Annotated in this window: 23 protein-coding genes and 1 pseudogene; 15 read left to right on the forward strand and 9 right to left on the reverse strand. The window is 69.2% G+C overall.

Annotated features, from left to right (window positions below; all coding sequences use genetic code 11):
* Positions 1 to 21: 21 nt before the first annotated feature.
* From SD626R_RS12185 to cobN, 3 genes are read right to left on the reverse strand one after another with little or no spacing between them, the layout of a single operon-like run.
* Positions 22 to 804, reverse strand: a complete 783-nt coding sequence (locus SD626R_RS12185; protein ID WP_092566621.1) for a cobalt-precorrin-7 (C(5))-methyltransferase — start codon at positions 802 to 804, stop codon at positions 22 to 24.
* Positions 801 to 1,523, reverse strand: coding sequence for a precorrin-8X methylmutase (locus SD626R_RS12190; protein ID WP_092566622.1), 723 nt, complete (start codon positions 1,521 to 1,523; stop codon positions 801 to 803). Before SD626R_RS12190 ends, SD626R_RS12185 begins: the two co-directional genes overlap by 4 nt.
* Positions 1,513 to 5,457, reverse strand: coding sequence for a cobaltochelatase subunit CobN (gene cobN / locus SD626R_RS12195; RefSeq protein ID WP_092566623.1), 3,945 nt, complete (start codon positions 5,455 to 5,457; stop codon positions 1,513 to 1,515). The genes SD626R_RS12190 and cobN overlap by 11 nt, the downstream gene beginning before the upstream one ends.
* Positions 5,458 to 5,490: 33 nt before the next feature.
* Between cobN and SD626R_RS12200 the strand changes: the two genes are divergently transcribed.
* The 4 genes and pseudogenes from SD626R_RS12200 to SD626R_RS12215 form a co-directional block, all read left to right on the forward strand.
* Complete coding sequence (locus tag SD626R_RS12200) at positions 5,491 to 7,722, forward strand: VWA domain-containing protein (RefSeq protein WP_092566624.1); 2,232 nt, start codon at positions 5,491 to 5,493, stop codon at positions 7,720 to 7,722.
* A gap of 56 nt (positions 7,723 to 7,778) precedes the next feature.
* On the forward strand, positions 7,779 to 7,967 hold the full coding sequence (locus tag SD626R_RS12205) for a CbtB domain-containing protein (RefSeq protein ID WP_092566625.1): 189 nt from the start codon (positions 7,779 to 7,781) through the stop codon (positions 7,965 to 7,967).
* On the forward strand, positions 7,967 to 8,710 hold the full coding sequence (locus SD626R_RS12210; RefSeq protein WP_092566626.1) for a CbtA family protein: 744 nt from the start codon (positions 7,967 to 7,969) through the stop codon (positions 8,708 to 8,710). The genes SD626R_RS12205 and SD626R_RS12210 overlap by 1 nt, the downstream gene beginning before the upstream one ends.
* Positions 8,710 to 9,024 (forward strand): annotated as a pseudogene (locus SD626R_RS12215) ((2Fe-2S) ferredoxin domain-containing protein); the annotation flags it as partial. The gene SD626R_RS12210 and the pseudogene SD626R_RS12215, both read left to right, overlap by 1 nt.
* Before the next feature lie 123 nt (positions 9,025 to 9,147).
* Here SD626R_RS12215 and SD626R_RS12220 read toward each other — a convergent pair.
* Positions 9,148 to 9,951 (reverse strand): DUF7839 domain-containing protein, encoded by an 804-nt coding sequence (locus SD626R_RS12220; protein WP_092566627.1) that lies wholly within the window; start codon positions 9,949 to 9,951, stop codon positions 9,148 to 9,150.
* A 151-nt stretch (positions 9,952 to 10,102) separates the two neighbouring features.
* On the opposite strand from SD626R_RS12220, the gene cbiT reads away from it, so the two are divergent.
* The 10 genes from cbiT to SD626R_RS12270 are packed head-to-tail and all read left to right on the forward strand — an operon-like array spanning position 10,103 to position 18,017.
* Positions 10,103 to 10,690, forward strand: a complete 588-nt coding sequence (gene cbiT / locus SD626R_RS12225; RefSeq protein ID WP_092566628.1) for a precorrin-6Y C5,15-methyltransferase (decarboxylating) subunit CbiT — start codon at positions 10,103 to 10,105, stop codon at positions 10,688 to 10,690.
* A complete protein-coding gene (locus tag SD626R_RS12230; protein WP_092566629.1) occupies positions 10,687 to 11,400 on the forward strand; it encodes a cobalt-factor II C(20)-methyltransferase in 714 nt (237 codons plus the stop codon). Before cbiT ends, SD626R_RS12230 begins: the two co-directional genes overlap by 4 nt.
* Entirely contained in the window at positions 11,393 to 12,340 is a 948-nt protein-coding gene (locus tag SD626R_RS12235; RefSeq protein WP_092566630.1) for a cobalt-precorrin-4/precorrin-4 C(11)-methyltransferase, read from the forward strand. Before SD626R_RS12230 ends, SD626R_RS12235 begins: the two co-directional genes overlap by 8 nt.
* Positions 12,340 to 13,344: a cobalt-precorrin 5A hydrolase gene (cbiG, locus tag SD626R_RS12240; RefSeq protein ID WP_092566631.1), complete on the forward strand. Its 1,005-nt coding sequence runs from the start codon at positions 12,340 to 12,342 to the stop codon at positions 13,342 to 13,344. The genes SD626R_RS12235 and cbiG overlap by 1 nt, the downstream gene beginning before the upstream one ends.
* Positions 13,345 to 13,372: 28 nt before the next feature.
* Entirely contained in the window at positions 13,373 to 14,350 is a 978-nt protein-coding gene (locus SD626R_RS12245) for a precorrin-3B C(17)-methyltransferase (RefSeq protein WP_092566632.1), read from the forward strand.
* A gap of 2 nt (positions 14,351 to 14,352) precedes the next feature.
* Positions 14,353 to 15,381 carry a precorrin-3B C(17)-methyltransferase gene (gene cobJ, locus SD626R_RS12250; RefSeq protein WP_176697325.1) on the forward strand — a complete coding sequence of 343 codons (1,029 nt, stop codon included), beginning with the start codon at positions 14,353 to 14,355 and terminating at the stop codon, positions 15,379 to 15,381.
* Positions 15,371 to 15,670: a ferredoxin gene (locus SD626R_RS12255; protein ID WP_092566634.1), complete on the forward strand. Its 300-nt coding sequence runs from the start codon at positions 15,371 to 15,373 to the stop codon at positions 15,668 to 15,670. The genes cobJ and SD626R_RS12255 overlap by 11 nt, the downstream gene beginning before the upstream one ends.
* On the forward strand, positions 15,667 to 16,404 hold the full coding sequence (locus SD626R_RS12260) for a cobalamin biosynthesis protein (protein WP_092566635.1): 738 nt from the start codon (positions 15,667 to 15,669) through the stop codon (positions 16,402 to 16,404). Before SD626R_RS12255 ends, SD626R_RS12260 begins: the two co-directional genes overlap by 4 nt.
* Positions 16,401 to 17,618, forward strand: a complete 1,218-nt coding sequence (locus SD626R_RS12265) for a CbiX/SirB N-terminal domain-containing protein (protein ID WP_092566636.1) — start codon at positions 16,401 to 16,403, stop codon at positions 17,616 to 17,618. The genes SD626R_RS12260 and SD626R_RS12265 overlap by 4 nt, the downstream gene beginning before the upstream one ends.
* Positions 17,619 to 17,639: 21 nt before the next feature.
* A complete protein-coding gene (locus SD626R_RS12270; protein WP_092566637.1) occupies positions 17,640 to 18,017 on the forward strand; it encodes a DUF3209 family protein in 378 nt (125 codons plus the stop codon).
* A 422-nt stretch (positions 18,018 to 18,439) separates the two neighbouring features.
* Here the strand turns inward: SD626R_RS12270 and SD626R_RS12275 are convergent, their stop codons facing one another.
* Positions 18,440 to 19,351, reverse strand: a complete 912-nt coding sequence (locus SD626R_RS12275; RefSeq protein WP_092566638.1) for an acetamidase/formamidase family protein — start codon at positions 19,349 to 19,351, stop codon at positions 18,440 to 18,442.
* A gap of 148 nt (positions 19,352 to 19,499) precedes the next feature.
* Here SD626R_RS12275 and SD626R_RS12280 point away from each other — a divergent pair, with 148 nt between their 5' ends.
* Entirely contained in the window at positions 19,500 to 20,783 is a 1,284-nt protein-coding gene (locus SD626R_RS12280) for an ABC transporter substrate-binding protein (RefSeq protein ID WP_092566639.1), read from the forward strand.
* A gap of 14 nt (positions 20,784 to 20,797) precedes the next feature.
* Here the strand turns inward: SD626R_RS12280 and SD626R_RS12285 are convergent, their stop codons facing one another.
* The 4 genes from SD626R_RS12285 to SD626R_RS12300 are packed head-to-tail and all read right to left on the reverse strand — an operon-like array spanning position 20,798 to position 24,730.
* Positions 20,798 to 21,502 carry an ABC transporter ATP-binding protein gene (locus tag SD626R_RS12285; RefSeq protein WP_092566640.1) on the reverse strand — a complete coding sequence of 235 codons (705 nt, stop codon included), beginning with the start codon at positions 21,500 to 21,502 and terminating at the stop codon, positions 20,798 to 20,800.
* Positions 21,499 to 22,293, reverse strand: coding sequence for an ABC transporter ATP-binding protein (locus SD626R_RS12290; protein WP_092566641.1), 795 nt, complete (start codon positions 22,291 to 22,293; stop codon positions 21,499 to 21,501). Before SD626R_RS12290 ends, SD626R_RS12285 begins: the two co-directional genes overlap by 4 nt.
* A complete protein-coding gene (locus tag SD626R_RS12295) occupies positions 22,293 to 23,609 on the reverse strand; it encodes a branched-chain amino acid ABC transporter permease (RefSeq protein ID WP_092566642.1) in 1,317 nt (438 codons plus the stop codon). The genes SD626R_RS12290 and SD626R_RS12295 overlap by 1 nt, the downstream gene beginning before the upstream one ends.
* A complete protein-coding gene (locus tag SD626R_RS12300) occupies positions 23,606 to 24,730 on the reverse strand; it encodes a branched-chain amino acid ABC transporter permease (protein WP_092566688.1) in 1,125 nt (374 codons plus the stop codon). Before SD626R_RS12300 ends, SD626R_RS12295 begins: the two co-directional genes overlap by 4 nt.
* Positions 24,731 to 25,152: the final 422 nt, after the last annotated feature.

Below are 25,152 nucleotides of genomic sequence, written 5' to 3' on the forward strand. Positions count from 1 at the left end.
CGGCGTCGCGTCTCGGTCCCGCTACCGCCGAACGACCAGCACCGACAGGTCGGAGAACGGCGAGTCGTCGGGGTCGTCGCCGCCCCCGCCCTCGGCGAGCTCGCCGAGCGTCGCCCGGGTGATCCGCTCGTCGTCGCGGGTGAGCCGCTCGCAGACGAGCGCTTCCGCCGCCGGGTCGCCGCCGTGTTCGAGCAGGTCGGCGGCGATGTCCCCCGGCATCCAGTCGTAAGGACGTGGGAGCACGAGCAGGTGTCGCTTCCCGACCGCGTCCCGGAGCCGGTCCAGGCCGTCGGTGAGGTCGCCGCTCTTGTGGAGCGTGACGAAGGCCGCGTCCTCCATCGGCGTGCGCGCCCGACTCGCCGCCACCTGTATCGAGGAGATCCCCGGGACGACGCGGAGGTCGACCGTGCCGCCCGCCGCCTCGTCGACCGCGCGCTCGACCTTCCCGACGAACTGGTAGCCGGAGTGGTTCGGGTCGCCCATCAGGACCGCCACCCCGCGCTCCCCGCCGGCGACCCGGTCGGCGAACGCCGCCAGCGCGTCCGCCTCGTCGCGGTACCCGCACGTCAGGCAGTCGGCGTCCGTCCGGTCGCGGACGAGGTCGACGACCGTCTCGAAGCCGACGACGACGTCCGCCTCCCGGAGCGCGCGCTCGGCCCGCGGCACGAGGTACTCGGGGTTCCCGGGGCCGATACCGACCGCGTGGACGGTCGCGTCCGAGTCGCCGCCTCGCGGGGCCTCCGGGCGGTCCGCGGCGTACGCTGCCGGGTCCGGGCCCGAGTCGAGGTCGTACGCGTCGGTCACGACTCCTCCTCGCGGAGCGCGTCGAGCGTCGTCTCGCCGTTCCGGACGTCGCTGGCGGCGTGGACGAGCTCGTTGGTGAGGCCGGCCGCCACTCCCGACCCCCCGCGTCGGCCGACGTTCGTCACCGCCGGGACGCCGTGCGCGGCGGCGACCTCGCGGACGCGCTCCCGGCTCTGAGCGGCCTTCACGAACCCGACCGGCGTCGCGACGACGACCGCCGGCCGCGTCCCCTGTTCGACGCAGTCGGCGAGCGCGAGCGCGGCGGTCGGCGCGTTGCCGACGACGGCGATCGCGCCGTCGTAGACGCCGCGCTCGTCGAGTTCGAGCACGCTCGCCGCGGTGCGGGTCATCCCGGTCTCGGCGGCGAGCTCCGCGCCGTTGCCGATCGCCTTCCTGACCTCGCAGTCGTGGCCGCGGCCCGTCACCCCCGACTTCACCATCGTGATGTCGGTCACGATCGGCCGCTCGTCAAGCACGGCCTCGGCGCCGGCCGCGACCGGGTCGTTCGCGAACCGCATCAGGTGCGCGAACTCGGGGTCGCCGGTGGCGTGGACGGCCTTCGCACGCAGGCGGTCGGTCGGCGTCTCCTGCGGGACGAGCTCGTGGACGCGGTCCATGCTCGTCTCGGCGATCTCCATCGCGTCCGCGGTCGTCGCGCCGAGGTCGGTGTAGGCGGCGGTCCCGTTACCGCCCCCCTCCGCTCCGCCGTCAGTCGTCATCGGCGGTCACCTCCGTCGGGTCGCGCGAGGCGCGCTCCTCGATGTCGCCGTCGACGCTGAGGTTGCGGTCCCGCAGCTCGTCGACCGTCTCCTCGTCCGCGTCCCAGAGCCCGCGCTCGACCGCCTCCAGGAGCGTGTCCGTGATCGACTCCAGCGCCCACGGGTTGACGTCGCGCATCCAGTCGGCCCGGTCGTCGTCGAGCGCGTACTTCTCGGCCACGTCCCGCCAGAGGCGGTCGGAGACGACGCCGGTCGTCGCGTCCCAGCCGAGCGCCACGTCGACCGTCTTCGAGAGGTCGCCGGCGCCCTTGTAGCCGTGCTCCTCCATCGAGTCGAGCCAGTCGGGGTTGAGGACGCGCGCCCGCATCGCCTTCCGGACCTTCTCCTCGTTCGTGTAGACGTCGACGTTGTCGGGGTCCGAGGAGTCGCCGACGTACGACGCCGGCTCCGCGCCCGAGACCTCGGTGACCGCGGTGATGAACCCGCCGTGGAACGCGTACCAGTCGGAGGAGTCGAACTCGTCCTGCTCCATCGTGTCCTCGATCTTCACCGTCGCCTCGACATTCCCGAGCCGGCGCTCGAACGCGTCGTGCGCCGCCGAGGCGGTGCCGCGGGAGCCGAGCGCGTAGCCGCCCCACTGGACGTACACCTCGGCCAGGTCCGCGGCGTCGTCCCAGTTCCCCTCGTCGACGGCCTTGTTCGTCCCCGCGCCGTAGCCGCCGGGCCGCGTCGTGAACACGCGGTGTCTCGCGGCCGCCTCGGGGTCGTCGTGGCCGTCTGCGGCCAGCTCCTCGGCCTCCTCCTCGACGTGTTTCTTGACGTAGTTCATCTCGTGGGGCTCGTCGAGGTCGACCACCGCGTCGACCGCGTCGTGGATCACGCTCGCGGCCTGCGGGAACGCGTCCCGGAACAGCCCGGAGACGCGGGTCGTGGCGTCGACGCGGGGGCGGTCCAGCTCGTCGAGCGGGATCGGCTCCACGTCGTCGATCCGCCCCGCGTCGGTCCAGACCGGTTCGACGCCCATCGTCGCGAGCACCTGCGCGATCGTCTCGCCGCGGGTCCGGACGGTCGGCGTCCCCCACGCGACGACGCCGATCTCCTCGGGGTACTCGCCCTGCTCGTCGCGGTGGCGGGCCAGCGTGTCGGCGGCGATCTCGCTCCCGACCTCCCACGCCGCCTTGGCGGGCACCTTCCGCGGGTCGAGGGTGTAGAAGTTCCGCCCGGTCGGGAGCAGGTCGACGCCCCCGCGGGTGGGCGCGCCGGAGCCGCCCGGCGGGACGTACTCCCCGGCCAGCGCGTCGGCCGTGCGCGGGATCTCCGCCTCGGCGCCGCGGACGCGCGGGGCCGCCTCCTCGGAGACGAACCGCAGCGCGTCACGCAGGTCGTCGTGGGCGCCCCCGCGGACGCGGGCGTCGCCGAGCGGGTCGACGTCGACGACGAGCAGGTTGATCGTCGTCTCGTCGCCCGGCCCGGCGTCGGACTCGGACTCGGGCACGTCGAAGCCGTGGGCGGCCAGCGTCCGGACGAGCTCCCTGCTCGTCTCGTACACCTCGTCGGCGGCCTCGCCGTAGGTCATCCCCAGCGTCTCGTCGTACTCGCCCGGCGCGTCGAGCATCCGGTCGTAGTCGACGCCGAGCACCCCGGCGACCGACTCGCGGAGGCTCGGGCCGCCCGGGTTCTCCAGCCGGGTGAGCGCGACGAGGTACTCCACGAGGCGGTCGTCGACCGGCGGCTCGCCCATCGTGTGGAGGCCCAGTCGGATCTGGGTGTTCTTCACGTCTGTCAGGTACGCGTGGATCCGCTCGACGAGGTCCTCGGTCGAGAGCTCGTCGCCCTCGATTGCCCCCTCCGCGAGCGTCGTCCCGGCCTCGTCGGGGCCGCGGACGTCGGCCTTCTCGTCCACCTCGCCGCCGATCCCGAGCTCGACGGCGAGGTCGAGCTCGTCGACCGTCTCGCGGATGAGCTCGCCGAGCCGCGCGCCCTCGTCGGTGCGGACCTCGGTGCCGCCGGCCTCGCGGTACCGCCGCGCGAGGTCCTCCAGCTCGGCCAGCTCGTCGTAGGCCCCGGCGCGGCGCATCACCGGCGTGAGGTAGTCGACGACGGCGGCGTACGAGCGGCGCTTCGCCTGGGTCCCCTCGCCGGGGTTGTTGACGATGTAGGGGTAGACGTTCGGCAGGTCGTCGATCAGGCCGTCCGGCGCCGAGCCGGAGCCGAGCCCGACCGTCTTGCCCGGCAGCCACTCCAGCGAGCCGTGGGTGCCGAGGTGGACGACGGCGTCGGCGTCGAACGCGTTCCGGAGCCACCCGTAGAAGGCGACGTAGTCGTGCGGCGGCCAGAGGTCGGAGTCGTGGTACACCTTCTCCGGGTCCATCCCGAACCCGCGCGGGGGCTGGACCGTGACGAGGACGTTGCCGAACTCGACGCCCGGTATCGCGAACGGTCTGTCGGGCGGGTCGCCCCACTCGTCGAGCACGCCGTCGCGGAACCGGTCGCCCTTCGCGTCGAACCACTCGGCGTACCGCGCCGGCGACACGGTGTCGACGCTGCGGTCGCGCACGTCGCCCGGCGCGACCCACCGGTCGTCGAGGGTGAGCTGGCTCGTCAGCGCGTCGATGAGCTCCGCGCCGTCGGCGATCGGGCCGGCGCCCGTCGGGCCGGCTCCCGAACCGCCGGAGCCCGCGTCGCCGCCGGTCTCCGAACCGAGGTCGTACCCGCGAGCGTCGAGCTCGTCGAGCAGGTTGACCGTCGACTCCGGGGAGTCGAGGCCGAACGCGGTCCCGATCCCGTCATCGCTCGGCGGGTAGTTGTGGAGGACGACGGCGACGTTCTTCTCCTCGTTCGGCGTGTGCCGGAGCTCGGCCCAGTTGACCGCCAGCCGCGCGGCGTGGTCGACGCGGTCCTCGATGGGGAAGTGCTGTTTCGGCGCCGAGCCGATGCCCGCGGCGTCGTCGGTGCGCTCCTTCCCCGAGATCGGGTGCGTGATCACGTTGCCGTCGAACTCCGGGAGCGCGACCGAGAGCGCGAGTTCGAACCCCATCACGCCGGTGTCGCTCGATTCGTACCGGGAGCGCGACCGCATCGTCGTCACGGTCTGGATCACCGGCACGCCGAGCTCGTCGAGGAAGGCTTCCTCGGCGTCGGCGCCCTCGTCGTCGGCGTCGCGGCCGCGCTCGCTCATCGACAGCGAGAACATGAACGACGAGAGGACGGCGTCGACGACCGGCTCGCCCCGGTCGTCGGTGAAGTAGCGCTCGACCGTCCACTCCGCGTCCTCCTGTCCCGGCTCGTCGCTGACGGGGTTACAGAACACGGGCAGCGCGTTCGCGCCGAGCGCCTCCAGCCGCCGGACCTGCGCGTCGACGTACCGGACGTTCTCGTGGGTCCAGTGCGACTCGTAGAACCAGACGCCGACCGTCGGCGCGTCCGCGTCGAAGGTCTCGACTAACTCGTCGTACCCCGCGCCGGGGTGATCGGGGTGGTAGACGCCCTCGGTCGGCAGCTCGATCGGGTCGTCGATGTCGCCCGCGACCGCGCCGTCGCCGTACTCCCGCGCGAGGAACCGCATCCCGTTCGCGATGTTGACCACGCCGCCGCGGTCGAGGTACTCGGAGACCGCCTCCCGGTCGCCCGACGCGACCGTGGTGTCCTCCGACGCGAAGGCGTCGCCGGTCGCCTTCACGACGAGGGGGACGCCGGCGTCCCGGAGCTCGTCGACCGCGAACTCGTACCCCGGCATGCTGTCTTTCCCCCCGTGGAGCCAGAGGACGACCGCTTCCGCGTCCCCGAGCTCGTCGACGAACGAGGCCACGTCGCGCTGCTCTCCGAGGTCGCCGTCGGACCGGACGACGAGGTCGATCTCGGCGAGGTTCCCCGCGGCGGTCTGGACCGCTCCGAGCTCGTTCTCCGTCGCCGTGTAGAGGCCGATCGTTGTCACAAATTATTAAACCTCCTCTGTAGTAACACAAGTATGGTTGATTTGGGGACAAACAAAAAAGTTTCCACCCCCCTACCCGCGGTCGTCGGCCAGTCCGACCTCAAGCGGGTCCTCCTCGCGCTGGCGGTCGAACCGGGCCTGAGCGGCGCCCTGCTCAGGGGCGAGAAGGGGACCGCCAAGTCGACGTCCGTCAGGGCGCTCGCGGACCTGCTGCCCGAGCAGGCGGTCGTCGCCGACTGCCCGTACGGCTGCCCGCCGCCGGAGACGGTCGAGGCAGCGGGGGAGACGGGAGGGGCCGCCGCCGCCGCGGAGCGGTGCGAGTCGTGTCGCGATCGCGACGACCCCCCGGTAGAGACGCGGCCGGCCCCGCTCGTGACGCTCCCGCTCGGCGCGACCCGCGACCGCGTGGTCGGGACGCTCTCCGTCGCCGACGCGCTCGACGGCGAGGCCGAGTTCGACCCCGGGCTCCTCGCCCGCGCCAACCGCGGGATCCTCTACGTCGACGAGGTGAACCTGCTCCCGGACCACCTCGTCGACGTGCTACTCGACGCCGCCGCGGCCGGCACGAACCGCGTCGAGCGCGACGGCGTCAGCGTCGCGCACCCCGCCGACTTCACCCTCGTCGGGACGATGAACCCGGAGGAGGGCGAGCTCCGCCCCCAACTGCGCGACCGCTTCGACCTCTGCGTCGACGTCGCGGGCAGCGACGAGATCGACGAGCGCGTCGAGATCCTGGACCGCGTCGTCGACGGCGCCGACGACGGCGATCGGGACCTCCGCGCGGAGTTCGCCGAGGAGACGGCGGCGCTCCGGGAGCGGGTCCGGGAGGCGCGCGAGCGCCGCCCCGCGATCCCCGAGGCGTTCAAGCGAGACATCGCCGAGTGCTGCCGCGACGCGGGCGTCGACGGCCACCGCGCCGACTTCGCCGTCGCGCGGGCCGCCCGGGCGTTCGCCGCCCTCGACGGGCGCCCGAAGCTCCTCGAATCGGACGTGGCGGCCGCCGCCGAGCACGCGCTGGCGCACCGCCTGCGGTCGGCCCCCTTCGACGAGGCGACCGACCCCGAGGCGATCGTGGACGAGCACTTCGACGACGCCGCCGAGGGCGACGCCGAGCCGGAGTCCGACGGCGAGGAGCCGGCTTCCGAGGGCGCCGACGCGGACGAGAACGACGGGGCCGGGAGCGACGGAGGCGAGGCCGGCTTCGACGGCGACGAGAAGGACGCGGGCGAGGGGGGAGCGTCCGGGGACGGCGACGGGAGCGACCGGGAGCGCGACGGAGCCGACGGCGACGGGGACGAGAGCGACGGGGCCGATCGCCCTCCGGCCGACGCCTCCCGCGATTCCGGACCGCGGGACGGCGACGCGGGCGATCCGGATGACCCCGACCGGTCGCCGGGCGGCGCGACGGCCGCGGACCGCGACGACGGGGCGGACGAGGAGGCGCCCGGTGCCGACGACGAGGCGCCCGCGCCGATCGCGCCCGGCGCGGCTCGGGCGGAAATCGGCGACGCGACGGCACCGGATGTCCCGGCGCCCGGCGACGGCGGCGACGAGGCGGACGCGGGCGACGAGACGGGCGGCAGGCACGCGGCGGCGCCCGCCGCGGAGGGCCGCGGGCCGACGGTCCGGACGGAGCGCGCGGACGGGAGCGACGCCGCGGACCCGGCCGCGACCGTCCGGGCGGCGGCGCGGAACGGCCGGACGACCCCCACCGACACCGACCTCCGGCGGGCGGTCCGCGACGACGACGCCCGCGCGCTCACGGTGTTCGTCGCCGACGCCAGCGCGTCGATGGCCCCGGCGATGCGCGCCGCGAAGGGCGTGGCGCTGGAGCTGCTGCGCGACGCGTACGCCGAGCGGGACGAGGTGGCGCTGGTCTCGTTCGGCGGCGACGAGGCCGAGGTCCTCCTCCCGCCGACGGCGAGCGTGTCGCTGGCCGCGCGCCAGCTGAAGGAGCTCCCGACGGCGGACCGGACGCCGCTCCCGGACGGGCTCCGCACGGCGGCGGCGCTCGTCGAGCGCGAGGACCCGGCCGCGGCGACGGTCGTGCTCGTCTCCGACGGCCGCGCGAACGTCACGGACGGCAGCCCGACGGCGGCGACCCGCCGAGCGGCGGACCGGCTCGCGGCGACGGACGCGTCCGTCCTCGTCGTCGACGCGGGCGAGCCGCGGGCGGGCGTCCTCGACGTCGTCTGCGAGGCGACGGGCGCGAGGCGGACCGACCTCGCCGCGCTCTCGCCGGAGTCCGTGCTCGGAGACCACTGAGTTTTCCGCGTAGCGAAAGTTTTACAATCTAACTTTACCTTTTCCAACTCGGATTTATGTCGACGCACACCGACACCGTCGCCGACCGGTTCGCCGCGGCCGGCGCACAGATCGACCCGCTCACCGCGCTCACCGCGGCCGCGCTCGTCGCGGCGCTGGGCTTCGCCCTCCTGTTCATGCAGGAACCCATGGCCCACGAGGCGCTCCACGACTTCCGGCACGGTGCGGGGATCACCTGCCACTGATGATCGACCGCATCCGACGCGGGATCGCGGCCGGGGCCGTCGCCGGAGCGGCGTACGGGCTGTTCACGTGGCTGGTGCTCTCGCCCGCCGTCGGCTACCTGGAGCACGCCGCGTCCCACGAGGCCGGTCACGGGCACGGCGGCCACGGCCACGCGCAGGAGGCCGCTCACGCGGTGAGCGAGGCGACGACGGCGCTCGTCAGCGCCGGCGGCGGCGTCCTGTGGGGGGTCCTCCTCGGCGCGGCGTTCGGCGCCGCGTACTACCTGTTCGAGCCCGCGCTGCCCGGCGGCGAGGCGAAGGCGTACGTCCTCGCCGGGGCCGGCTTCCTCGCCGTCTCGGTCGCGCCGTGGACCGTCCTCCCGCCCGTCGTCCCGGGCATGGAGCAGCTGTACGGCCCGGGCGTCCGCGTCCCGCTGTACCTCGGGCTGATCGGGGTCGGCGCGCTGGTCGCGGCGACGAGCGTGCTCGCGTACGACCGCGCGAGCGCCGCCCGCGGCCGACGCGCCGGCGCGGTCGCCGCCGCCCTCCCGCTGGTCGCGCTCGCGCTGCTCTCGGCGCTCGCGCCGCCGACGCTGGCCGGCGGGGAGGCGCCCGCCGAACTGGCGGTCGCCTTCCGGTGGCTCGTCGCCCTCTCGCAGGCCGGGCTCTGGGCGCTGATCGCCGTCGGCTTCCGCCGGTTCGAGCGGGACGGCGACCGGCCCGCCGCGGACTCGCCGGCGGCGACCCCGACGGGGACCGACTGATGGAGCGCCGGACCGAGCGGATGCGCGAGCGCGGCCTCGCCGCGACCGTGCTGGTCTGCACGAACGAGCGCGCCGAGCACGCCGCCTGCGCCGCCGCCGACGGCGTCGCCGTCGCCGACGCGGTCCGCGACTGGCTCCGCGAGCGGGACCGCTACTGGTCGGAGATTGCCGTCGCGGAGACCTCCTGTCTCGGGCTGTGCAGCGAGGCGGGCGCCGCCGTCGTCGTCCACCCGCGCGACGAGTGGTTCGCGGAAGTGACGCCGGACGACGTCCCGGCCCTCATGGCGGAACTGTTCAAGTCCGGCGCGGACGACGGTGACGCGGACGACGAGGACACGGAGAACGCCGCCGCAGAAGAGACGGTCCCGGACGACGGCACCGCCGCCGACGGCGACGCCACCGACCCGGCGACGATCGGCTGAGCCGCCCGGTCTCTCCTAGAACGCGTCCGAGTCGAGGACCTGGTGCGGCACGTTCCCGTCGCGGAGCTTCGAGGTGTGTCGCGGGATCTCGTCGGTCACGGCCACCAGCAGCACGTCGAGGCCGAGCGTCCCCGCCTCGGCGACGGCCTCGGCGGTCCCGAACCGGATGTCGGAGGACGTGTCGCTCCGGGAGACGAGCGCGTACGCCTCCGTCCCGGCGACCGCGACGAGCCCGTCGTCGGGGGTGTGCGTCGCGATCACCGCCGGGTCGGGCGGGGCCTCGTCGGTGACGGTGGGGACGGGGAGCACGGTGACGGTCCCGGTCTCGTAGTCGACGACGCCCTCGAAGTCGGCGACGCCGACGGCCGCGCCGCGTTCCGCGCTCGTGACCGTGACCGCGGTCGCGGTCCCGCCGGCGGGGTTGGCGTGGAGGACGCCGTCGCGCATCACCAGCCCGACCTCGCTCCCCTCGGCCACGTCGTCGAGCGCGATCGCGGCGTCGACCTCGACGCTGCCGAGGACGTCGGAGTTGACGCGTTCGAGGTACGTCTCCAGGTCGTCGGTCCGAGAGATGAGCCAGTCGACCCCTTCCTTCGTCACCTCGTACCGGCCGCGGCCGCCCTTCTCCACGTACCCCGACTCGACGAGGTCCCGGACGTAGTCGCTGACCGCCTGCGAGGTCACGCCGATCGTCTCCGCGATCTCGCCCTGGCTCACGGCCGGCTGGCGAGCCGCGATCTCGACGAGCACCTGATACCGCGTCGCGCTCCGCTTGTTCTCCAAGACGTCCGGCGAGCCCCCGTCCGCTGAGTCAGCCATCGTTGTTCCTTCTGCTGCCATAAATAAAGTCTTGTTGTCTATTTTCCGGAGAAGTCGGGCTGAACGGGGCTCTCAGCGTACCCTCTGTAAAGTAGAGTTTTCTTAATACAACCAAAATTGTTTTGTGGTGCGGCACGCTTGTATATCGAGAATGCAGGCGACACGACTCCCGAACGACGCGAAGGCCGGCCCGACCAAGCCCGAGGTCCGGGCGGTGCTGGCGCGCAAGCTCGCGCTCGGTCCCGACGATCACTTCGTCGAGGTCGGCTCCTGTACCGGCGCGGTAACGATCGAGGCCGCCCGCCGCGCGGGGCGGGTGACGGCGCTCGAACGGAAGGCGAACCGGCTCGAAACCACCCGGGCGAACCTCGACGCGAACGAGCACGGCGCGGAGGTGCGGCTCGTGAACGCCGAGGCGCCGGAGCGGCTCCCGACCGACGGCGACGTGCTGTTCCTCGGCGGCTCCCGGAACTACGAGCGCGTCCTCGACGAGGCGCTCGCGGCCGGCTACGACCGGATCGTGATGAACGTCTCTCGGTTGGAGGTCGCCGGGGAGGCCGCCCGGGCCTTCCGCGACCGCGACGTGCTCGACGAGGTCCTGTGCCTCCAGATGGCGACCGGGTACGACCTCGCGGGCGCGACGAGCTTCGACGCCGACAACCCGGTGTACATGCTCGTCGGCGAGCCCGGGGCCGGCGACGGGTCGGCGCCCGACGAGGGGTCGGGAGGCGACGCATGACCCTCTACGGCGTCGGGCTCGGGCCGGGCGATCCGGACTTGATCTCCGTCCGCGGGAGGGAGACCCTCGATTCGGTCGACGTGGTGTACTCTCCCGGGCGGCTCTCGCGGCGGGTCGCGACCGAGCACGTCCCGGACGAGCGGATCGGCGACCTCGACTTCCCGATGACGAGCGACGAGGAGCGGCTCCGCGAGGCGTGGAAGGCGGCCGCGGCCGAGATCGCTCCCGAAGCGCGCGCCGGCGACGTCGCCTTCGTCACCCTCGGCGACCCGAACGTCTACTCCACGTTCGGCCACCTCAGGCGGACGCTCGACGCGTTCCACCCTGACGTGGACGTGGAGATCGTCCCCGGAATCAGCGCGATGACGGCGTTCGCGACCCCCCTCGACGTCGAGGTCGAGGCCGGCGCCGGGCTCGCGCTCCGCGAGGCCGCCGGCGGGAGCGCGCCGACCGGCCCGGACAGGATGGTCCTGTTCAAGGTGACGGACGCCCCGGAGACGGCTCGGAAGCTCGACGAGGCGGGCTACGACGTGCGGTTCGGGCGGCGGCTGTTCATGGGGGCGGACGAGACGACCGTCACCGCCGACGCCGACGCGGTCGCGGACCGCGACTACTACACGCTCGCGTACGCCGAGCGCCGCGGCCTCGAAACGTCGAGCGCGACGGACGAGTTCGCGGTCGACGCGGAGGCGGAGGTCGCCGATGACTGACGAGTCGACCGACTCCGGTGCTTCGGTCGCCGGCGCCGGCGACCGGCCGGAAGAGGGGCTCGACCCCCGGGTCCGCGAGTACACCGCCGGCGAGGAGCAGGAGGGGATCCCCTTTATCGGCGCCGGCCCGGGCGACCCCGGACTGCTCACCCTGCGCGGCAAGGAGCTGGTCGACGAGGCCGACCTCGTCGTCCACGCCGGCTCGCTGGTCTCCAGCGCGCTCTTGGAGGAGCACTGCGCGGACGCGGAGCTGGTGAACTCGGTCGGCAAGGACCTCGAAGAGCTGATCCCGCTGATGCGGGACGCCCACGAGGAAGGGCGCACGGTCGTCCGGCTCCACAGCGGCGACCCCGCGGTGTACGGCGCCGCCCTCGAACAGATCGACGCGCTCGAACGCGAGGGCGTCCCGGCGTACGTCGTCCCCGGCGTCACGTCGTCGTTCGCGGCGGCGGCGACGCTGCGCACCCAGCTCACGCTGAACGGCGTCGCGAACCACGTCGCGTTCACCCGCCCGCGGGGGAAGACGCTCGACGCCGCGGACGACCACATCGGCGAGTTCGTCGAGATGGGCGACGTGACGACCTGCATCTACCTCGGCACCCACGCGGTGAGCGACGCGATGGACCGCCTGCTCGACCGGGAGGGCGTCGACCCAGAGACGCCGGTCGCGGTCGTCTACCACGCCTCGTGGGACGACGAGGACGTGATCACCGGCACGATCGCCGACATCGGCGAGAAGGTGGAGGACGCGGGGTACCGCGCGTCCGCGATGGTCCTCATCGGCGAGGCCGCGACGGGCGCCGGCTACGAGCGCTCGTACCTCTACGGCGACTGGGCGAACGGCGGGAGCGCGGACGCGGCGGGCGACGGATCGAACGGCGCCGGAGACGGCGCGGAAACGACCGGCGCGGAGACGACCGAAACGGAGGCCGACGACTGATGAGCACCGACAGCGACGACGGAACGAACGCGAGTGGTACCGATTCGACGGACGATTCCGGTGGCGGCCACTGTTCGACGGCGGACTCGGACGGCGAGACGGCCGAGGAGATCGCGATAATCAGCTTCGAGCGGAAGCTCGACACCGCCGACGAGATCGTCGAGGGGATCGGCGACCGCTACGAGTCGATCGACGTGATCGAGTACCACGGCGACGTGTTCGCCGAGCACTGGGGCGAGTACGACTGCTTCGTCGGGCTGATGGCCTCGGGGATCGCGATGCGGAAGACCGCGCCGCTGCTCGACGACAAGTGGGACGACCCCGCGATCGTCGTCGTCGACGAGGAGCTCACGTGGGCGATCCCGATCACGGGCGGCCACCACGGCGCCAACCAGGTGGCCGACGACCTCGCGACGCTCGGGGCCGTCCCGGCGATGACCACCGCCTCGGAGGCGGCCGACAAGCAGGGCGTCGAGAAGCGGGCGAAGGCGCTGTCCGCCCACGTCGTCAACGGCGACTCCACGGTCGCGACGAACCTCGCCGTCCTCGACGACGAGCTCGGCCCGATCGAGCGGCTCGACGGGCCGCGGGCGGTGCTGGTCGACGACGACGTGACGGTGCTCAAACGCAACGTCGACGACGGCGTCGTGCTCGGCACGGGCTCCGTCTCCGGCGCGGACGAGGAGCGGTTCCTGGAGGCCTGGGACCGCGCGCTCGACGAGCTCGACCGCGACTGGACCGACGTCGAGTTCGTCGCCACCGCGACGCGGAAGGCCGAGGAGGAGGGCCTCCTTGCCGCGGCCGCGACGCGCGACGTCGGGGTCGTCGCCTTCGACAAGGAGACCCTGCTGGAGTTCGAGGGCCCGACGCCGTCGAAGGCGAAGGCGCTCATCGGCTGGCCGGGTGTCGCCGAGGCGAGCGCCATCGCCGGCGGCGCCGACCACGAGCTCGTCGCGGAGAAGACCAGCCACGAGAGCGAAGTGACCGTGGCGGTGGGCCGATGACCCGGCGCGCCGACGCGGGGGGGCGCCGATGACCGGGAACGGCGCGGCGCCCGGCGGCGCGGACGACGCGCCGGACGAGCTGGGAACGCTGTACGTCGTCGGCATCGGTCCGGGGCTCCCGCACGCGATGACCCAGCGGGCCCGCGACGTGATCCGCCACGCTGACTGCGTCATCGCGTCGAACCTCTACCAGGAGTTCCTGCGGCGGGACGGCACGATCCCGCCCGAGTCCCGGACTGAGGACGCCGCCGCGGCCGACGGCGGGACCGCCCCGGACGGCGGCGCTGCGGCGGACCCGTCCGGGAGCGCAGCCGATGTCGTCGACGCCGACTGGACGCCCGGCAACGTCGGCACCCACCCGGACGGCCAGACCGTCGAGATCGTGCGCTCGTCGATGGGCCAGCAGATCGAGCTCGCCCGCGAGGCGTTCGCGCGCGTTCGGGCCGGACAGGACGTGGCGCACGTCTCCGGCGGTGACCCCAACGTGTACGGGAAGTCCGACCTGGTCTACCTGATGGCCGACGAGGACGACGCCGACGACGTCCCGATCGAGATCGTGCCCGGCGTGACGGCCGCGCTCGGCGGCGCGGCGATGGTCGGCGCGCCGCTCTCGAACGACTTCTGTACGATCTCGCTGTCCGACAAGTGGCGCGGCTGGGAGGAGATCGCGGAGAAACTCCGCGCCGCGGCGGTCGCGGATTTCTCGATCGTCCTCTACAACTGCTGGCGCGACTACGAGCGCGCGATCGAGGTCCTCCGTGAACACCGCACCGACGACGCCCCGGTGGCGATCGTCAACGACGCCGGCCGGGGCGAGGCCGGGCGCAACCTCGACGACGAGACGTACACGCTGACGACGCTGGGCGAGGCGACCGAACACGACGACGAGGTCGGCGGCATGGGCACGTCCCTGATCGTCGGCACCCACGAGACGGAGGTCTGGGAGAACGATTACGACCGGTTCCTCGTCACCCCGCGTGGCGGGCGAGACGTCGACGACTTCTGACAATGAGTGACACCACCTGCGGATCGACGGACGAATCGAGCGGGAACTGCGGCGGAAGCGGTGCCGACGCGGCGACGGACGCCGACGCGGCGACGGACGGCGGCACGGCGACCGAGGCGACCGGCGGGTCGTCGTCGGCCTGCGGCGCGAGCGGGTCCGGCGACGCCGGCGGCTCCGACGGCTCGTCGGCCTGCGGCGCCTCGAAGTCCGCGGCGACCGACGAGAAGGTCGGGTCGACGGCCGACGACTTCGACGCCGACCCCGGGCGGCTCGTCGCCGTCGGGCTCGGTCCCGGCCAGCCCGAGGGGATGACGGGGCGCGCCCGGGCGAGGCTGCTGGAAGCGGACCACATCGTCGGCTACACGACCTACATGGAGCTGATCCCGGACGAGATCACCGAGGCGGCCGACGAGCTGTACGACACGCCGATGTGCGGCGAGGTCTCGCGGACCGAGGAGGCGGTCGACCGCGCGCTCGCGGGCAACGACGTCGCCATCGTCGGCTCCGGCGACCCGAACGTGTACGCGCTCGGCGGGCTCGCGCTGGAGATCGTCGAGTCGAAGGGCGCGACGGCGTCGGCGGTCGACTTCGAGGTCGTCCCCGGCGTCCCGGCCGCGCAGTCCTGCGCGGCCCGCGTCGGCGCGCCGCTCGTCAACGACTCGGTGTCGATATCGCTGTCGGACCACCTCACCCCGATGGCGGAGATCGAGTCGCGGCTCGACGCGGTCGCGGCCGAGGGGTTCACGATCGCGATCTACAACCCGTGGAGCCGGAAGCGCCGCGAGAACTTCGAGACGGCCTGCGAGATCCTCCTCGAACACCGACCGGCCGACACGCCCGTCGGCGTCGTCCACGGCGCCGGACGCGACGACGAGCGCGTCGAGATCGTCGAGCTCGGCGAGCTGGAGTCGCTCGGCGAGACCGACCTGATCGACATGACGACGACGCTGCTCGTCGGCAACGAGGAGACGTACGTCTGGGACGGCCGGATGATCACTCCCCGCGGCTACGAGAGCAAGTATGACTACTGACGGGGTCGCCGACGGAGAGACCGGAAACGCCGAGGTGACGTACCGCGTCGCCGTCGACCTGAACGCCTGCGACGGCGTCTTCGCCTGTCTCGTCCGCGACGACCGGTTCGTCGAGGCCGACGGGGGGCTCGTCGGGTTCGACCCCGCCGAGGCGGCGGGACCGGTCGAGCGGACCGCCGACGAGGTCGCGGCGACGTTCTCGGACGGGCGTATCGACGAGGCGCGGACGGCCGCGGCGGCGTGCCCGCTCGACGCGATCGCCGTCGAGGAACGCGGAGGAGAGTCATGAGCGCCGCCGAGTCGACGCCGGACGACATGCTCGCCCGCCACCCGGAGACGGCCTACTTCTGGGGGCACGTCGCGGGCGGGGGTCGGGTGACCGAACACGGTATCGAGATCGAGGTCGCCGACGAGGACGCGGCCCGCCGCCTGTCGGCCATCGCCGGCGGGGGCACCGTGGACCACCGGATCGCCGAGCGCGACTTCGCGCACGACACGGCGGTCACCCGGCGGACCGACGAGTACACCGTGCAGGTCGTCGACCCGACGCTGGCCGCGAACGCCGCGGCGGCGCTCGGCCTGCCGGTCGGCTCCGACCCAGGCGGCTACCGGTTCGACGCGCTCCGCGACCACCGCCGGGAGCTGCTCCGCGGGCTGCTGGAGTCGTGCGGCGTCGTCTGCTTCCGCGAGTCGAGCGCCGCGGTCGGGATCTCGTTCGTCCACGACGACGCCCGGCTGTTAGCGCGTATCCGGACGCTCCTCGACGCGGCGGGGTTCGACGCCGACGAGCCGCAGCCGTCCTCGTCGGGCGGGCACTGGTTCGGCGTCGCCGACGGCGACACGGCCGCGTTCGCCGAGTGGGTGTACGAGGGCTCCGGCGAGACCGGACTGTTCGCGACGAGCCGCCGCCGCAAGACGCTCCGCAGCGTCGAGCGGGCGGCGGGCCTCGACGTCGGGACCCTCGTCGAGCCGGCCGACTCGACGGGGATAGAATCGACTGACGCAGCGGGGGCAGACCCGTGAGCCGCGCGGCCGACGCCGTCGGGATCGGCGACGACGAGACCGCGCTGCTCGTCGGCCACGGCTCGCGTCGGGACAAGTCGAACGAGGCGGTGCGCGAGCTCGCGGCCGGGCTCGAAGACCGGATCGGCGTCTCGACCGACGCCGCGTTCCTCGAGCTCGCGGAGCCGTCGATCCCCGAGGCGATCGAGACGCTCGCGCACGGCTCCGGCCGGATCACGATGGTTCCGCTGTCGCTGTTCGCGGCCAGCCACGTGAAGAACGACCTCCCGCTCGCCGTCAAGCGAGCGCGGAGCGACCACCCGAACGTCAGGTTCCACGCGGGCGCCCACCTCGGGATCCACCCGGCGATACTCGACCTCCTCGACGACCGGGCGCGGGCCGTGGAGGCGGAGCTGGGCGTCGACCGCGAGGCCGACGACGTCGCAGTCGTGGTCTGTGCCCGCGGCTCCTCGGACCCGGACTCGAACGCGGACGTACACAAGCTCGCGAGGCTCCTGTACGAGGGCCGCGAGTTCGACCGGGTGGAGGCCGGCTTCATCGGCGTCACCGAGCCCCTCCTCGACGAGGTGCTCCACGACGTCGCGAAGACCCGGCCGGACGCGGTCGTCGTGCTGCCGTACATGCTCGGCGACGGCGTGTTGACCGGGCGGATCCGCGACGGGGCCGCGGACTTCGACGCGGAGTACCCGTACGTCGACGCCGCGGCCGGCGACCCGCTCGGGACCGACACGCGGCTGCTCGACGTCCTCGCCGACCGGTGGCAGGAGGCGCGCACCGACTCGGTCGACATGTCGTGTGACACCTGCAAGTACAAGGTCGAACTCGACGGGTACGAGGAGGACGAGGGCGGTGCGCGTGCGATGCTCCGCGCGCTGACCCACCAGCAGGCGCACGAGGACCGCGACGACGTCGCCGACGAGCCCCACGCCCACGACGCGCCGGAGACCCACCTGGCCGTCTGCACGAACCAGACCTGCGCGGCGGGCGGTTCGCCCGCGGTCTTGGAGAACCTCCGACAGGCGGCCCGGGACGCCGACGCCGACGTGCACGTGACCCGATCGTCGTGCTTCGACCAGTGCGGCGACGGGCCCATCGTCGCGCAGTACCCCGACGGCGTCTGGTACGGGGCCTGCGACGACGCGGACGCCGACCGGATCGTCTCCGCCGTCGAGCGGGACCGAATCGTCAGCGACCTGGTTCACCAGACGCTGTGAGCGACCACCCACCTGATCACAATGAGCTGTGACGAAATCGAAGCCCTACGACTCGGCCTGATGAACTGCCTCGGAACCACGGACGACGCCGTCCGCCGCCACGCGGAAGGGGAGCTCGGCGACGCCCTCGAGGGCGACACGCCGATCGCCGCCCTCGCGGCCGCCGACTCCCTCGCGGAGCTTCGACGCCACCTCGACGCCGCGCTCGTCGACTTAGAGGAGGAGGTCGCGGCCCTCGACGCGGACGACCCGGAGTACGGGTACGCCCGCGGCCGCCTCGTGGCCGTCCGGGACGCCGAGCGCTCGGTGGCCCGACTCGCCGACGCCGGCGGGTCGCTCCTCGACGACCTCGGCGACTCGCACCACACGCTCCACGAGGTGTTCCCCGTCGAGGAGTGAACGGGTCCGGAGCGCCGCCTCGCGAAAGCGACCGTGGCGGTACCGAGGACGCGACGCGGTCAACACCGTCGTATCCCTGCAGGTGCCACGACGGATGTCGCGACTGCTCGCCGAGAGCGCAGGACAACTCAGCCGATAGGTGACGCGCTCCGGACTCGCGATTCTCTCTTTCGCAGACATCTCTTCAAGAGTTCGGGTAATGGCGACCGCAGCCCCCCACGGCGCGAACGCAACGCGTCGTTGCAAAACCCCTTGATCGTCCCGTGTTCCCTTCGAGTTCCAGCAGATCGTGTCGCTCATTCGGTAGCCGTGCCGCGTCGCTTCGGTTCCGGGCACGGAACATATTTTCGCGACTTGCCGTGTCTCACGAGTGCTCGGTCCACAAGATCTTCATACCGTCATCGAGCCATTTCCGGACCGGCTTACAACGGATCCGAGAGATATTCGTTGGGAATCGAGTTACGCACGGTGACGAGCGGGTCGACGACCTGGCTGATCTCGAGGCCACCGACGAGACTCGAAAAGAGGTAGGCGTCGGTCAGCGTATATCCGTGTTCGACAGCGAGCAACTTGATCAGATCCTCGTTCGCCATTTTGACGGCCTCTTCCAGCGTCTCGGCGCTCGCGATCGTCTTCCATGCGTCACCGGTGTCGACGAGCGGTCGCTCGAGATCAACAGTCGCGTCCGAAATCACCGAGACGGTGACGTCGATGTCGGTTCCGATCTCGGAACCGGTGCCACACATTTCACCGTCTGCCATCGCGGCCTTCGAATCACCCATCGCTAGCATTGCACCTTCCTGGAACACCGGAAAGTAGGCCGTCGTTCCAGCGCTCATATCCGTGGTGTCGAGGTTTCCGCCGTGATCGTGCGGCGTAAGGGTCGTAATCGTTTCCTCGGACGTCGCGACACCGATCGTGCCGATAACGGGTTCGACCGGGACCTCGATATCGTTGAAAGAGAGCGATTCGCCGTCGTTCGTTATCTCCGTCACGCGCGTCGCCGGGTGTTCGATCTCCTCGTGGTCCTGGAGTAACCCGAATCCCGGTGCCGTAATTACGCGACCCTTGTCCTCGTTGACTCGCACGTCCTCGATCTCGACTTTGAGGATATCACCGGGCGTGGCTCCCTCGACGGCGACCGGCCCCGTCGCCGCGTTCACTTCCTCGGGAATAGCATCCATCAGATCAGCGTCTGACTGGACGGCCTTGTTGAGGCTATCAATAGTTTCGAATGTGATTGATTCCCCGTCTTCGGCCGTATACAACGGCTCCATCTCAGGGGCGAACTCGTAAACGTGACCGTCTTTGTATGATATGACACTCCGTGTCATCCCGTGATTTTATTCAAAGCTATCACTTATAAATCTGTCCGGATACGACCCTCCCACCGAATTCACGTAAAAGAACATATTATAATAATATCTCTTGATAGAAGACAACAAGTATATTTAATTGATAGTGGGTTCGGCATGCTATCGCATGCTAGACGAACCGACAAGCGTGTCGCGACGGAAGTTTCTGGCCGCATCAGGAAGTCTTGGCGCAACCGCTCTTGCAGGATGTTCTGGCGGCGGTGGCGGTGGTTCCGGGTCTGAAGGTCGAACGATTAACCAGGGATACCTGCTCCCGCTAACCGGTGACCTCGGGTCGCTCGGGACAGCGATGCGAGATGCCGGAATGATGGCAACGGCGCAGGTGCAGGACGCGGATATCGGAATCAGTGTCGAAACGCAGGAGGAAGACACCCAGACGGAGGTCCCGGCCGCCATCGACGGTGCGAACGCGCTGGTGAACTCCGACTTCCCGATGATGGTCGGATCGGCAACGTCAAACATCGAAATCGGAAACCGCGTGTTCGTTCCGAACGGGATGCTGGCGTGTTCTCCGTCGAACACGCTCCCGACGCTAAGCACCTTCGAGGACGACGATCTGTTCTTCCGGACGACGCCCGGCGATCAGTACCAGGGATTCGCGATGGCACAGGCCGCCGGTGAGCGACTCGATAACGTCGAAACCGTCGCGACGACGTATATTAACGACGACTACGGACAGCTGCTCTCACAGTGGTTCACCGACCACTTCGAACAGGGATACGGTGGGACCGTCCAGGAGCAAGTCGTCCACGATCCGGTGCAGTCATCGTACAGCTCGAAGCTTCAGACGGCACTTTCGGGGGATCCTGACCTCTTCGTCGTTATTACGTACCCCCAAAGCGGTGTCCAGCTGTTCAACGACTACTACGCTGAGTTCGACACCGATCGACCGATAATGCTCACCGACGGCGCCAAGGATCCGACCCTCCCGCAGGAAGTCGGCAACTCAATGGAATCGGTCATCGGAACGATGCCCGCCGCTGCGGGGCCGAACTACGACAGCTTCACGACCGCCTACGAGGAGGAGTACGGGAATTCGGCGATCGCGTTCACCGCCCAGACGTACGATGCATCCGCCATCACCCTCCTCGCGAACGCCGCAGCGGGTGAGAACGACGGCGCAGCGATCTCCGAGCAGATGGCAAACGTCGCGAATCCCGGCGGAACCGCCGTTAGCATCGATAATCTTGCGGAGGGCGTCGAGATGGCCGCGAACGGCGAAGAGATCCATTACGAGGGCGCGGCGAGCGCCGTTGACTTCGACGAGAACGGCGACCTGCAGTCCGGGTCCTACGAGATCTGGGAGTTCGCGTCCGACACCGACGCGGGGATCAACCGCCTCGACGTGGTCGATATCTCTCAGGAACAGGCTCTGAACCCCGGGAACTAATCCGCGACAGCGGCTTAGCCGCCCAGGAACTCGCGGCGGATCTGCTCGTCGCCCAGTAACGTTTCACCGTCATCGCTGTACCGATTTTCCCCGTTAACCAGCACGTACCCGCGATCGCAGCGACTGAGTGCTTCTTTCGCGTTCTGTTCGACCATCAGCACGGCCGTCCCCGATTCGACGATACGGTCGATGTTGTCGAACATCTCGTCGACGAGATCCGGTGCAAGCCCCGCCGACGGTTCGTCCAACAGAATAAGTGCGGGATCAAGCATAAGCGCACGACCCATCGCAAGCATCTGCCGCTGCCCTCCCGACATCGATCCCGCCTTCTGCTGTTGACGCTCTTCGAGTATCGGAAATCGGTCGAACACCGACTGGAGCGCGTCCTCGGGTACCTCGTCAAGGATATACGCCCCCATTTCGAGATTCTCACGTACCGACAGCGGTGGGAAAACATTGTCCGACTGCGGGACATACGCCAACCCTTCGTGGACGTTCTCTTCCGGGTCGTTCGCCTCGATATTGGTCCCTCGATACACGATTGACCCGTCCATGTGGTGAGTTAACCCGAAGATGGATTTCATCACGGTCGACTTGCCGGCGCCGTTCGGACCGACAATCGTCACGTACTCTCCGGCATCGACGTGGAGGTCGACGTCGAAGAGCACCTGTAAATCACCGTACCCGGCGTCCAAACTCGTAACGTCCAGAATGCTCATACGCCGCTCCCCCCGAGGTACGCCTCGACGACACGCTCCTCCGACTGCACTTCCTCGGGCGTGCCCGTGAGCAGCGTGTCTCCTTGATGCATGACGATGACACGCTCGCAGTGGTCCATAATCATATCCATATCGTGTTCAACGAGCAGGAACGTGTGTCCCTCGTCTCGTAGCGTCTCGACCCTGTCGATAAGCGTCTTCTCTAGCGTCGGGTTGACGCCCGCGAACGGTTCATCCAGCAGGAGCAGCTCCGGATCGAGCATGAGAGCCCGCGCCAGCTCCAGAAGCTTTCGCTGTCCGCCGGACAACGCTCCGGCATTTTCGAGTGCGAGATGATCGATATCGAACAGCTCGAGCATCTCCCACGCTCGCTCGAATATCCGTTCCTCCTGCTCACTGACGTCCTCGCGTAGTCCGGGTGTAACCGACTGAAGCGCCGACTCCCCGCGCTGGTTGGTCGGAGCGATCATCATATTTTCGATAACCGTCATATTCCGGAACTCGCGGGATATCTGGAACGTCCGAACGAGTCCCTTCCCCGCAATACGGTCCGGTGACTCTCCCGTTATCTCTTCGCCGCTGAACCGGATCGTGCCCGAATCCGGCTGCAATATCCCACCGATCGCGTTGAACGTCGTCGATTTGCCGGCTCCGTTCGGCCCGATCAACCCCGTGAGCGTTCCCGACTTCACCTCGAAGGTGACACCGTCGAGAGCCGTGATGCCACCGAACGACTTGTGTAACGACTCCACTTCGAGCAGCGGTCGCTGACCCGACGTTGGTTCGGACATTACTCTTCACCTCCGGTCGTCGCATCACTCGACTGTCGGTCCCGTACGCGTGACTCCACGTCGATACTGGACGCCATCTCGCGCCGGTTACCGAACAGCCCGTCTGGACGGCGCTTCAGCAGCCAAATGAGCAGGACGCCAGTGAGAACGACGCGTAACGCACTCGTCTGATCCAGCGTGTACAACAGAATCCCGCTCACGTCGCCTCCGGCAAGCGCTGCAAGCGCGTCCGGAAACGTCGCGGCCCGACCGGAGAGGGAAACGAACTCCTCGATGAGTCGACGGACGTAGCCCGGACCGAGGTAAATCGTCCCGACGAACAGTATCGAGCCGATAATCGAGCCGGTGTTCGACCCAGCGCCGCCGATGATGACTGCGATCCAGATGAAGAAGGTCAACTGTGGGACGAAGAGGCCGGGGCTGATGTACCCCTGACTTCCCTGCCAGATGATCCCGAGGAACCCGAGTATCCCGCTGCCGATGATAAACGCGCGAATTTTGAACGAGTTCGTATCTTTCGCGAGGGCGGTCGTCGCTTCCTCGTCGTCGCGAATGCCCTTCAACACGCGACCGAACGGTGACCCGGCAAGTCGGACGATCATCCAGAGCACACAGACCAAGACACCGGTCAGGACGAGCACGAACGCCCACCCGGCAACGAGGGATCCGTCAACCGTACCGCTGACCGCATCAACGACGGGCGCACCGGTGCCCTCGAAGAACTGGTTAACGGGGTTCGGGAACGTCCGAATACCGCGGCCGCCGCCCGTCCCGAGCGTCGTTCCGAAGACGGTGAACTCCTGTAATTCGGATGCTTTGGCCGTGATACGGATGATTTCGGCGAAAGCCAGCGTGACTATCGCGAAGTAATCGTCACGAAGCCGCAGGGAGGGAAGCGCAGCGACGTACCCGACGAGCGCCGCTGCCAGAACTCCCCCGACAATCGCAATCGGAAGCGGTAGCCCGAGTCCCGGCAGCGTTCCGGTCGGAGTCTGTCCCGCAACCGGCCGCGTGAGTATGGTCGTCGTGTAGACACCGACGGCCATGAAGCCGACGACACCGATGTTGAACAGCCCACTGTACCCCCAATGGAGATTCACTACCAGCGCTCCGATCGAGTACAGCACGATAAGGAACGTGAGCCGTCGCAGCGAATTGAGCTGGCCAGAAAGACCGTATCCTAGGAGGAATCCGGCCACCACGTAGAGGAGGTAGACCGCGGCGAGGGTCGCTCCGATCTTCACCACATCGCTCTCCCAGTAGACGGCAAGCGAATCGGGAAGCCGATCCGCGACGGGATCTTCTGGTACACTCACGTCGCATCACCTCCGAAGATACCGGCCGGCCGAGTGAGAAGGATAAGAATCATCACGGCAAAGCCAGTCGCCTCGGTGAAACTCGCTGGAATCCAAATCAGTGAGACGCGGGTAATAAGACCGACGAGGATCCCTCCGACGATCGCACCGTACACGGATCCGATCCCGCCCATGATGACCCCGGCGAACACCAGCAACAACAGCGTCCAGCCGATCTGGTAGTTAATCGTTCCCTGTAGAAGCGCGATCATGAATCCGGCAATCCCAGCGAGTGCCCCGCCGATGAGCCACGTTCGTCTGACGATCTTCTCGGAGGGGATTCCGGTCACGCGCGCGAGCTGTTGATTCGCCCCCATCGCGCGCATCGCCTTCCCGAGTTTAGTCCGTGTTAACAGTAGATGGATAGCGATCATCATGACAAGCGCGACGATAATGAGCAGGAGCGACGCGGACGTGATCCTCACCGCCCCGCCCGGAAGGCCGATCTCATAGCTCCAGCTATCAGCCGTTAGCCCGAACGTCTGCTGGGTGAACAGGAACACCGCCGCATAGCGAAGGACGAACGCGACACCGACGGACGCGATGAGCAGCGTGATATTTCCCGCGCCACGCATCGACTTGTATACCGCCGAGTCGAGCGCGACGGCGAGTAAGGCACCAACCAGCGCCGCGATAATCAGTCCGACGAGAATTGCAACGGGGGCAGCCGTCACGCTGATCCCGACATCCTGTGGGTACACTGTCCCGCCAACCCCGAGGAACAACAGCGACCCCGGGCTGAACTGCCCGAATCCGGCCACCAGATACGCCACACCCCAGCCGACGAACGCGGAGATCGTGATATAATCCCCGTGTGCGAAGTTTGCAAAGTCCAAGAGATCGTAGGTGAGCGAGAGGCCGACTCCGGCGAGTCCAATAACGAGACCGTACGCCAACCCTCTCCAGAGGTAGCTCGCGATGAGTGCGACTGTTAACTCACCGGTCGTTAGCTGTCGAATCATATCGAGGAGAACGACCAACCCGAAGATTGTGGCTGTAACTTTTATCGCGTGTTCCGCAAACGGGAGGCGTTCTCGTATTGTGTCACTAATTCCCAGAGCCACGTGTGGTTCCGTCTTCATGATGGCCCCGTATATAATTATCTGAACGAATTGGGGCCAAAAACGCAGTAAGACGGAAGTATATCGCATATCTTTCCCCTTTTATAATATTAATAGACAGGAGAGCGTACCCGCAACCCCGGCTCCGGTAGCAGCCTAAATTGTCAATATAGTCATCAACTCAAAAACCGAGCCGAGTTGGAATTTGATGTCTATCCGTCAGCAGAAGTACGAAGAAAATCGAATGTATACCAGAGCTCAACAATGACGGTCGTGACCAGCTGATGATGGGACAATCGGTCACGGACCAGCAGGGACTGGGTCACCAAGAACCCTCCCATCACATCCCGCGAGGGCGACCACCCCAGATGAGAGGGACGGTGATTTACCATGACGATTCCGTGATCGCAGCCGACGGTGGTTGGGATATAACGCTACGCGAC

Origin of the sequence: Halorubrum sp. SD626R (assembly GCF_001261915.1) — an archaeon.
Classification (GTDB): Archaea; Halobacteriota; Halobacteria; order Halobacteriales; family Haloferacaceae; genus Halorubrum.

Excerpts from the sequence above, each read along its gene's own strand:
- SD626R_RS12290 (WP_092566641.1), bottom strand. The coding sequence starts at position 22,293 with ATGTCCGAACCAACGTCGGGTCAGCGACCGCTGCTCGAAGTGGAGTCG.
- SD626R_RS12275 (WP_092566638.1), bottom strand. The coding sequence starts at position 19,351 with ATGACACGGAGTGTCATATCATACAAAGACGGTCACGTTTACGAGTTC.
- cbiG (WP_092566631.1), top strand. The coding sequence starts at position 12,340 with ATGAGCACCGACAGCGACGACGGAACGAACGCGAGTGGTACCGATTCG.
- SD626R_RS12280 (WP_092566639.1), top strand. The coding sequence starts at position 19,500 with ATGCTAGACGAACCGACAAGCGTGTCGCGACGGAAGTTTCTGGCCGCA.
- SD626R_RS12270 (WP_092566637.1), top strand. The coding sequence starts at position 17,640 with ATGAGCTGTGACGAAATCGAAGCCCTACGACTCGGCCTGATGAACTGC.
- SD626R_RS12300 (WP_092566688.1), bottom strand. The coding sequence starts at position 24,730 with ATGAAGACGGAACCACACGTGGCTCTGGGAATTAGTGACACAATACGA.
- SD626R_RS12255 (WP_092566634.1), top strand. The coding sequence starts at position 15,371 with ATGACTACTGACGGGGTCGCCGACGGAGAGACCGGAAACGCCGAGGTG.
- SD626R_RS12205 (WP_092566625.1), top strand. The coding sequence starts at position 7,779 with ATGTCGACGCACACCGACACCGTCGCCGACCGGTTCGCCGCGGCCGGC.
- SD626R_RS12210 (WP_092566626.1), top strand. The coding sequence starts at position 7,967 with ATGATCGACCGCATCCGACGCGGGATCGCGGCCGGGGCCGTCGCCGGA.
- SD626R_RS12285 (WP_092566640.1), bottom strand. The coding sequence starts at position 21,502 with ATGAGCATTCTGGACGTTACGAGTTTGGACGCCGGGTACGGTGATTTA.
- SD626R_RS12260 (WP_092566635.1), top strand. The coding sequence starts at position 15,667 with ATGAGCGCCGCCGAGTCGACGCCGGACGACATGCTCGCCCGCCACCCG.
- cbiT (WP_092566628.1), top strand. The coding sequence starts at position 10,103 with ATGCAGGCGACACGACTCCCGAACGACGCGAAGGCCGGCCCGACCAAG.
- cobJ (WP_176697325.1), top strand. The coding sequence starts at position 14,353 with ATGAGTGACACCACCTGCGGATCGACGGACGAATCGAGCGGGAACTGC.
- SD626R_RS12190 (WP_092566622.1), bottom strand. The coding sequence starts at position 1,523 with ATGACGACTGACGGCGGAGCGGAGGGGGGCGGTAACGGGACCGCCGCC.
- SD626R_RS12230 (WP_092566629.1), top strand. The coding sequence starts at position 10,687 with ATGACCCTCTACGGCGTCGGGCTCGGGCCGGGCGATCCGGACTTGATC.
- SD626R_RS12200 (WP_092566624.1), top strand. The coding sequence starts at position 5,491 with ATGGTTGATTTGGGGACAAACAAAAAAGTTTCCACCCCCCTACCCGCG.
- SD626R_RS12235 (WP_092566630.1), top strand. The coding sequence starts at position 11,393 with ATGACTGACGAGTCGACCGACTCCGGTGCTTCGGTCGCCGGCGCCGGC.
- SD626R_RS12245 (WP_092566632.1), top strand. The coding sequence starts at position 13,373 with ATGACCGGGAACGGCGCGGCGCCCGGCGGCGCGGACGACGCGCCGGAC.
- SD626R_RS12220 (WP_092566627.1), bottom strand. The coding sequence starts at position 9,951 with ATGGCTGACTCAGCGGACGGGGGCTCGCCGGACGTCTTGGAGAACAAG.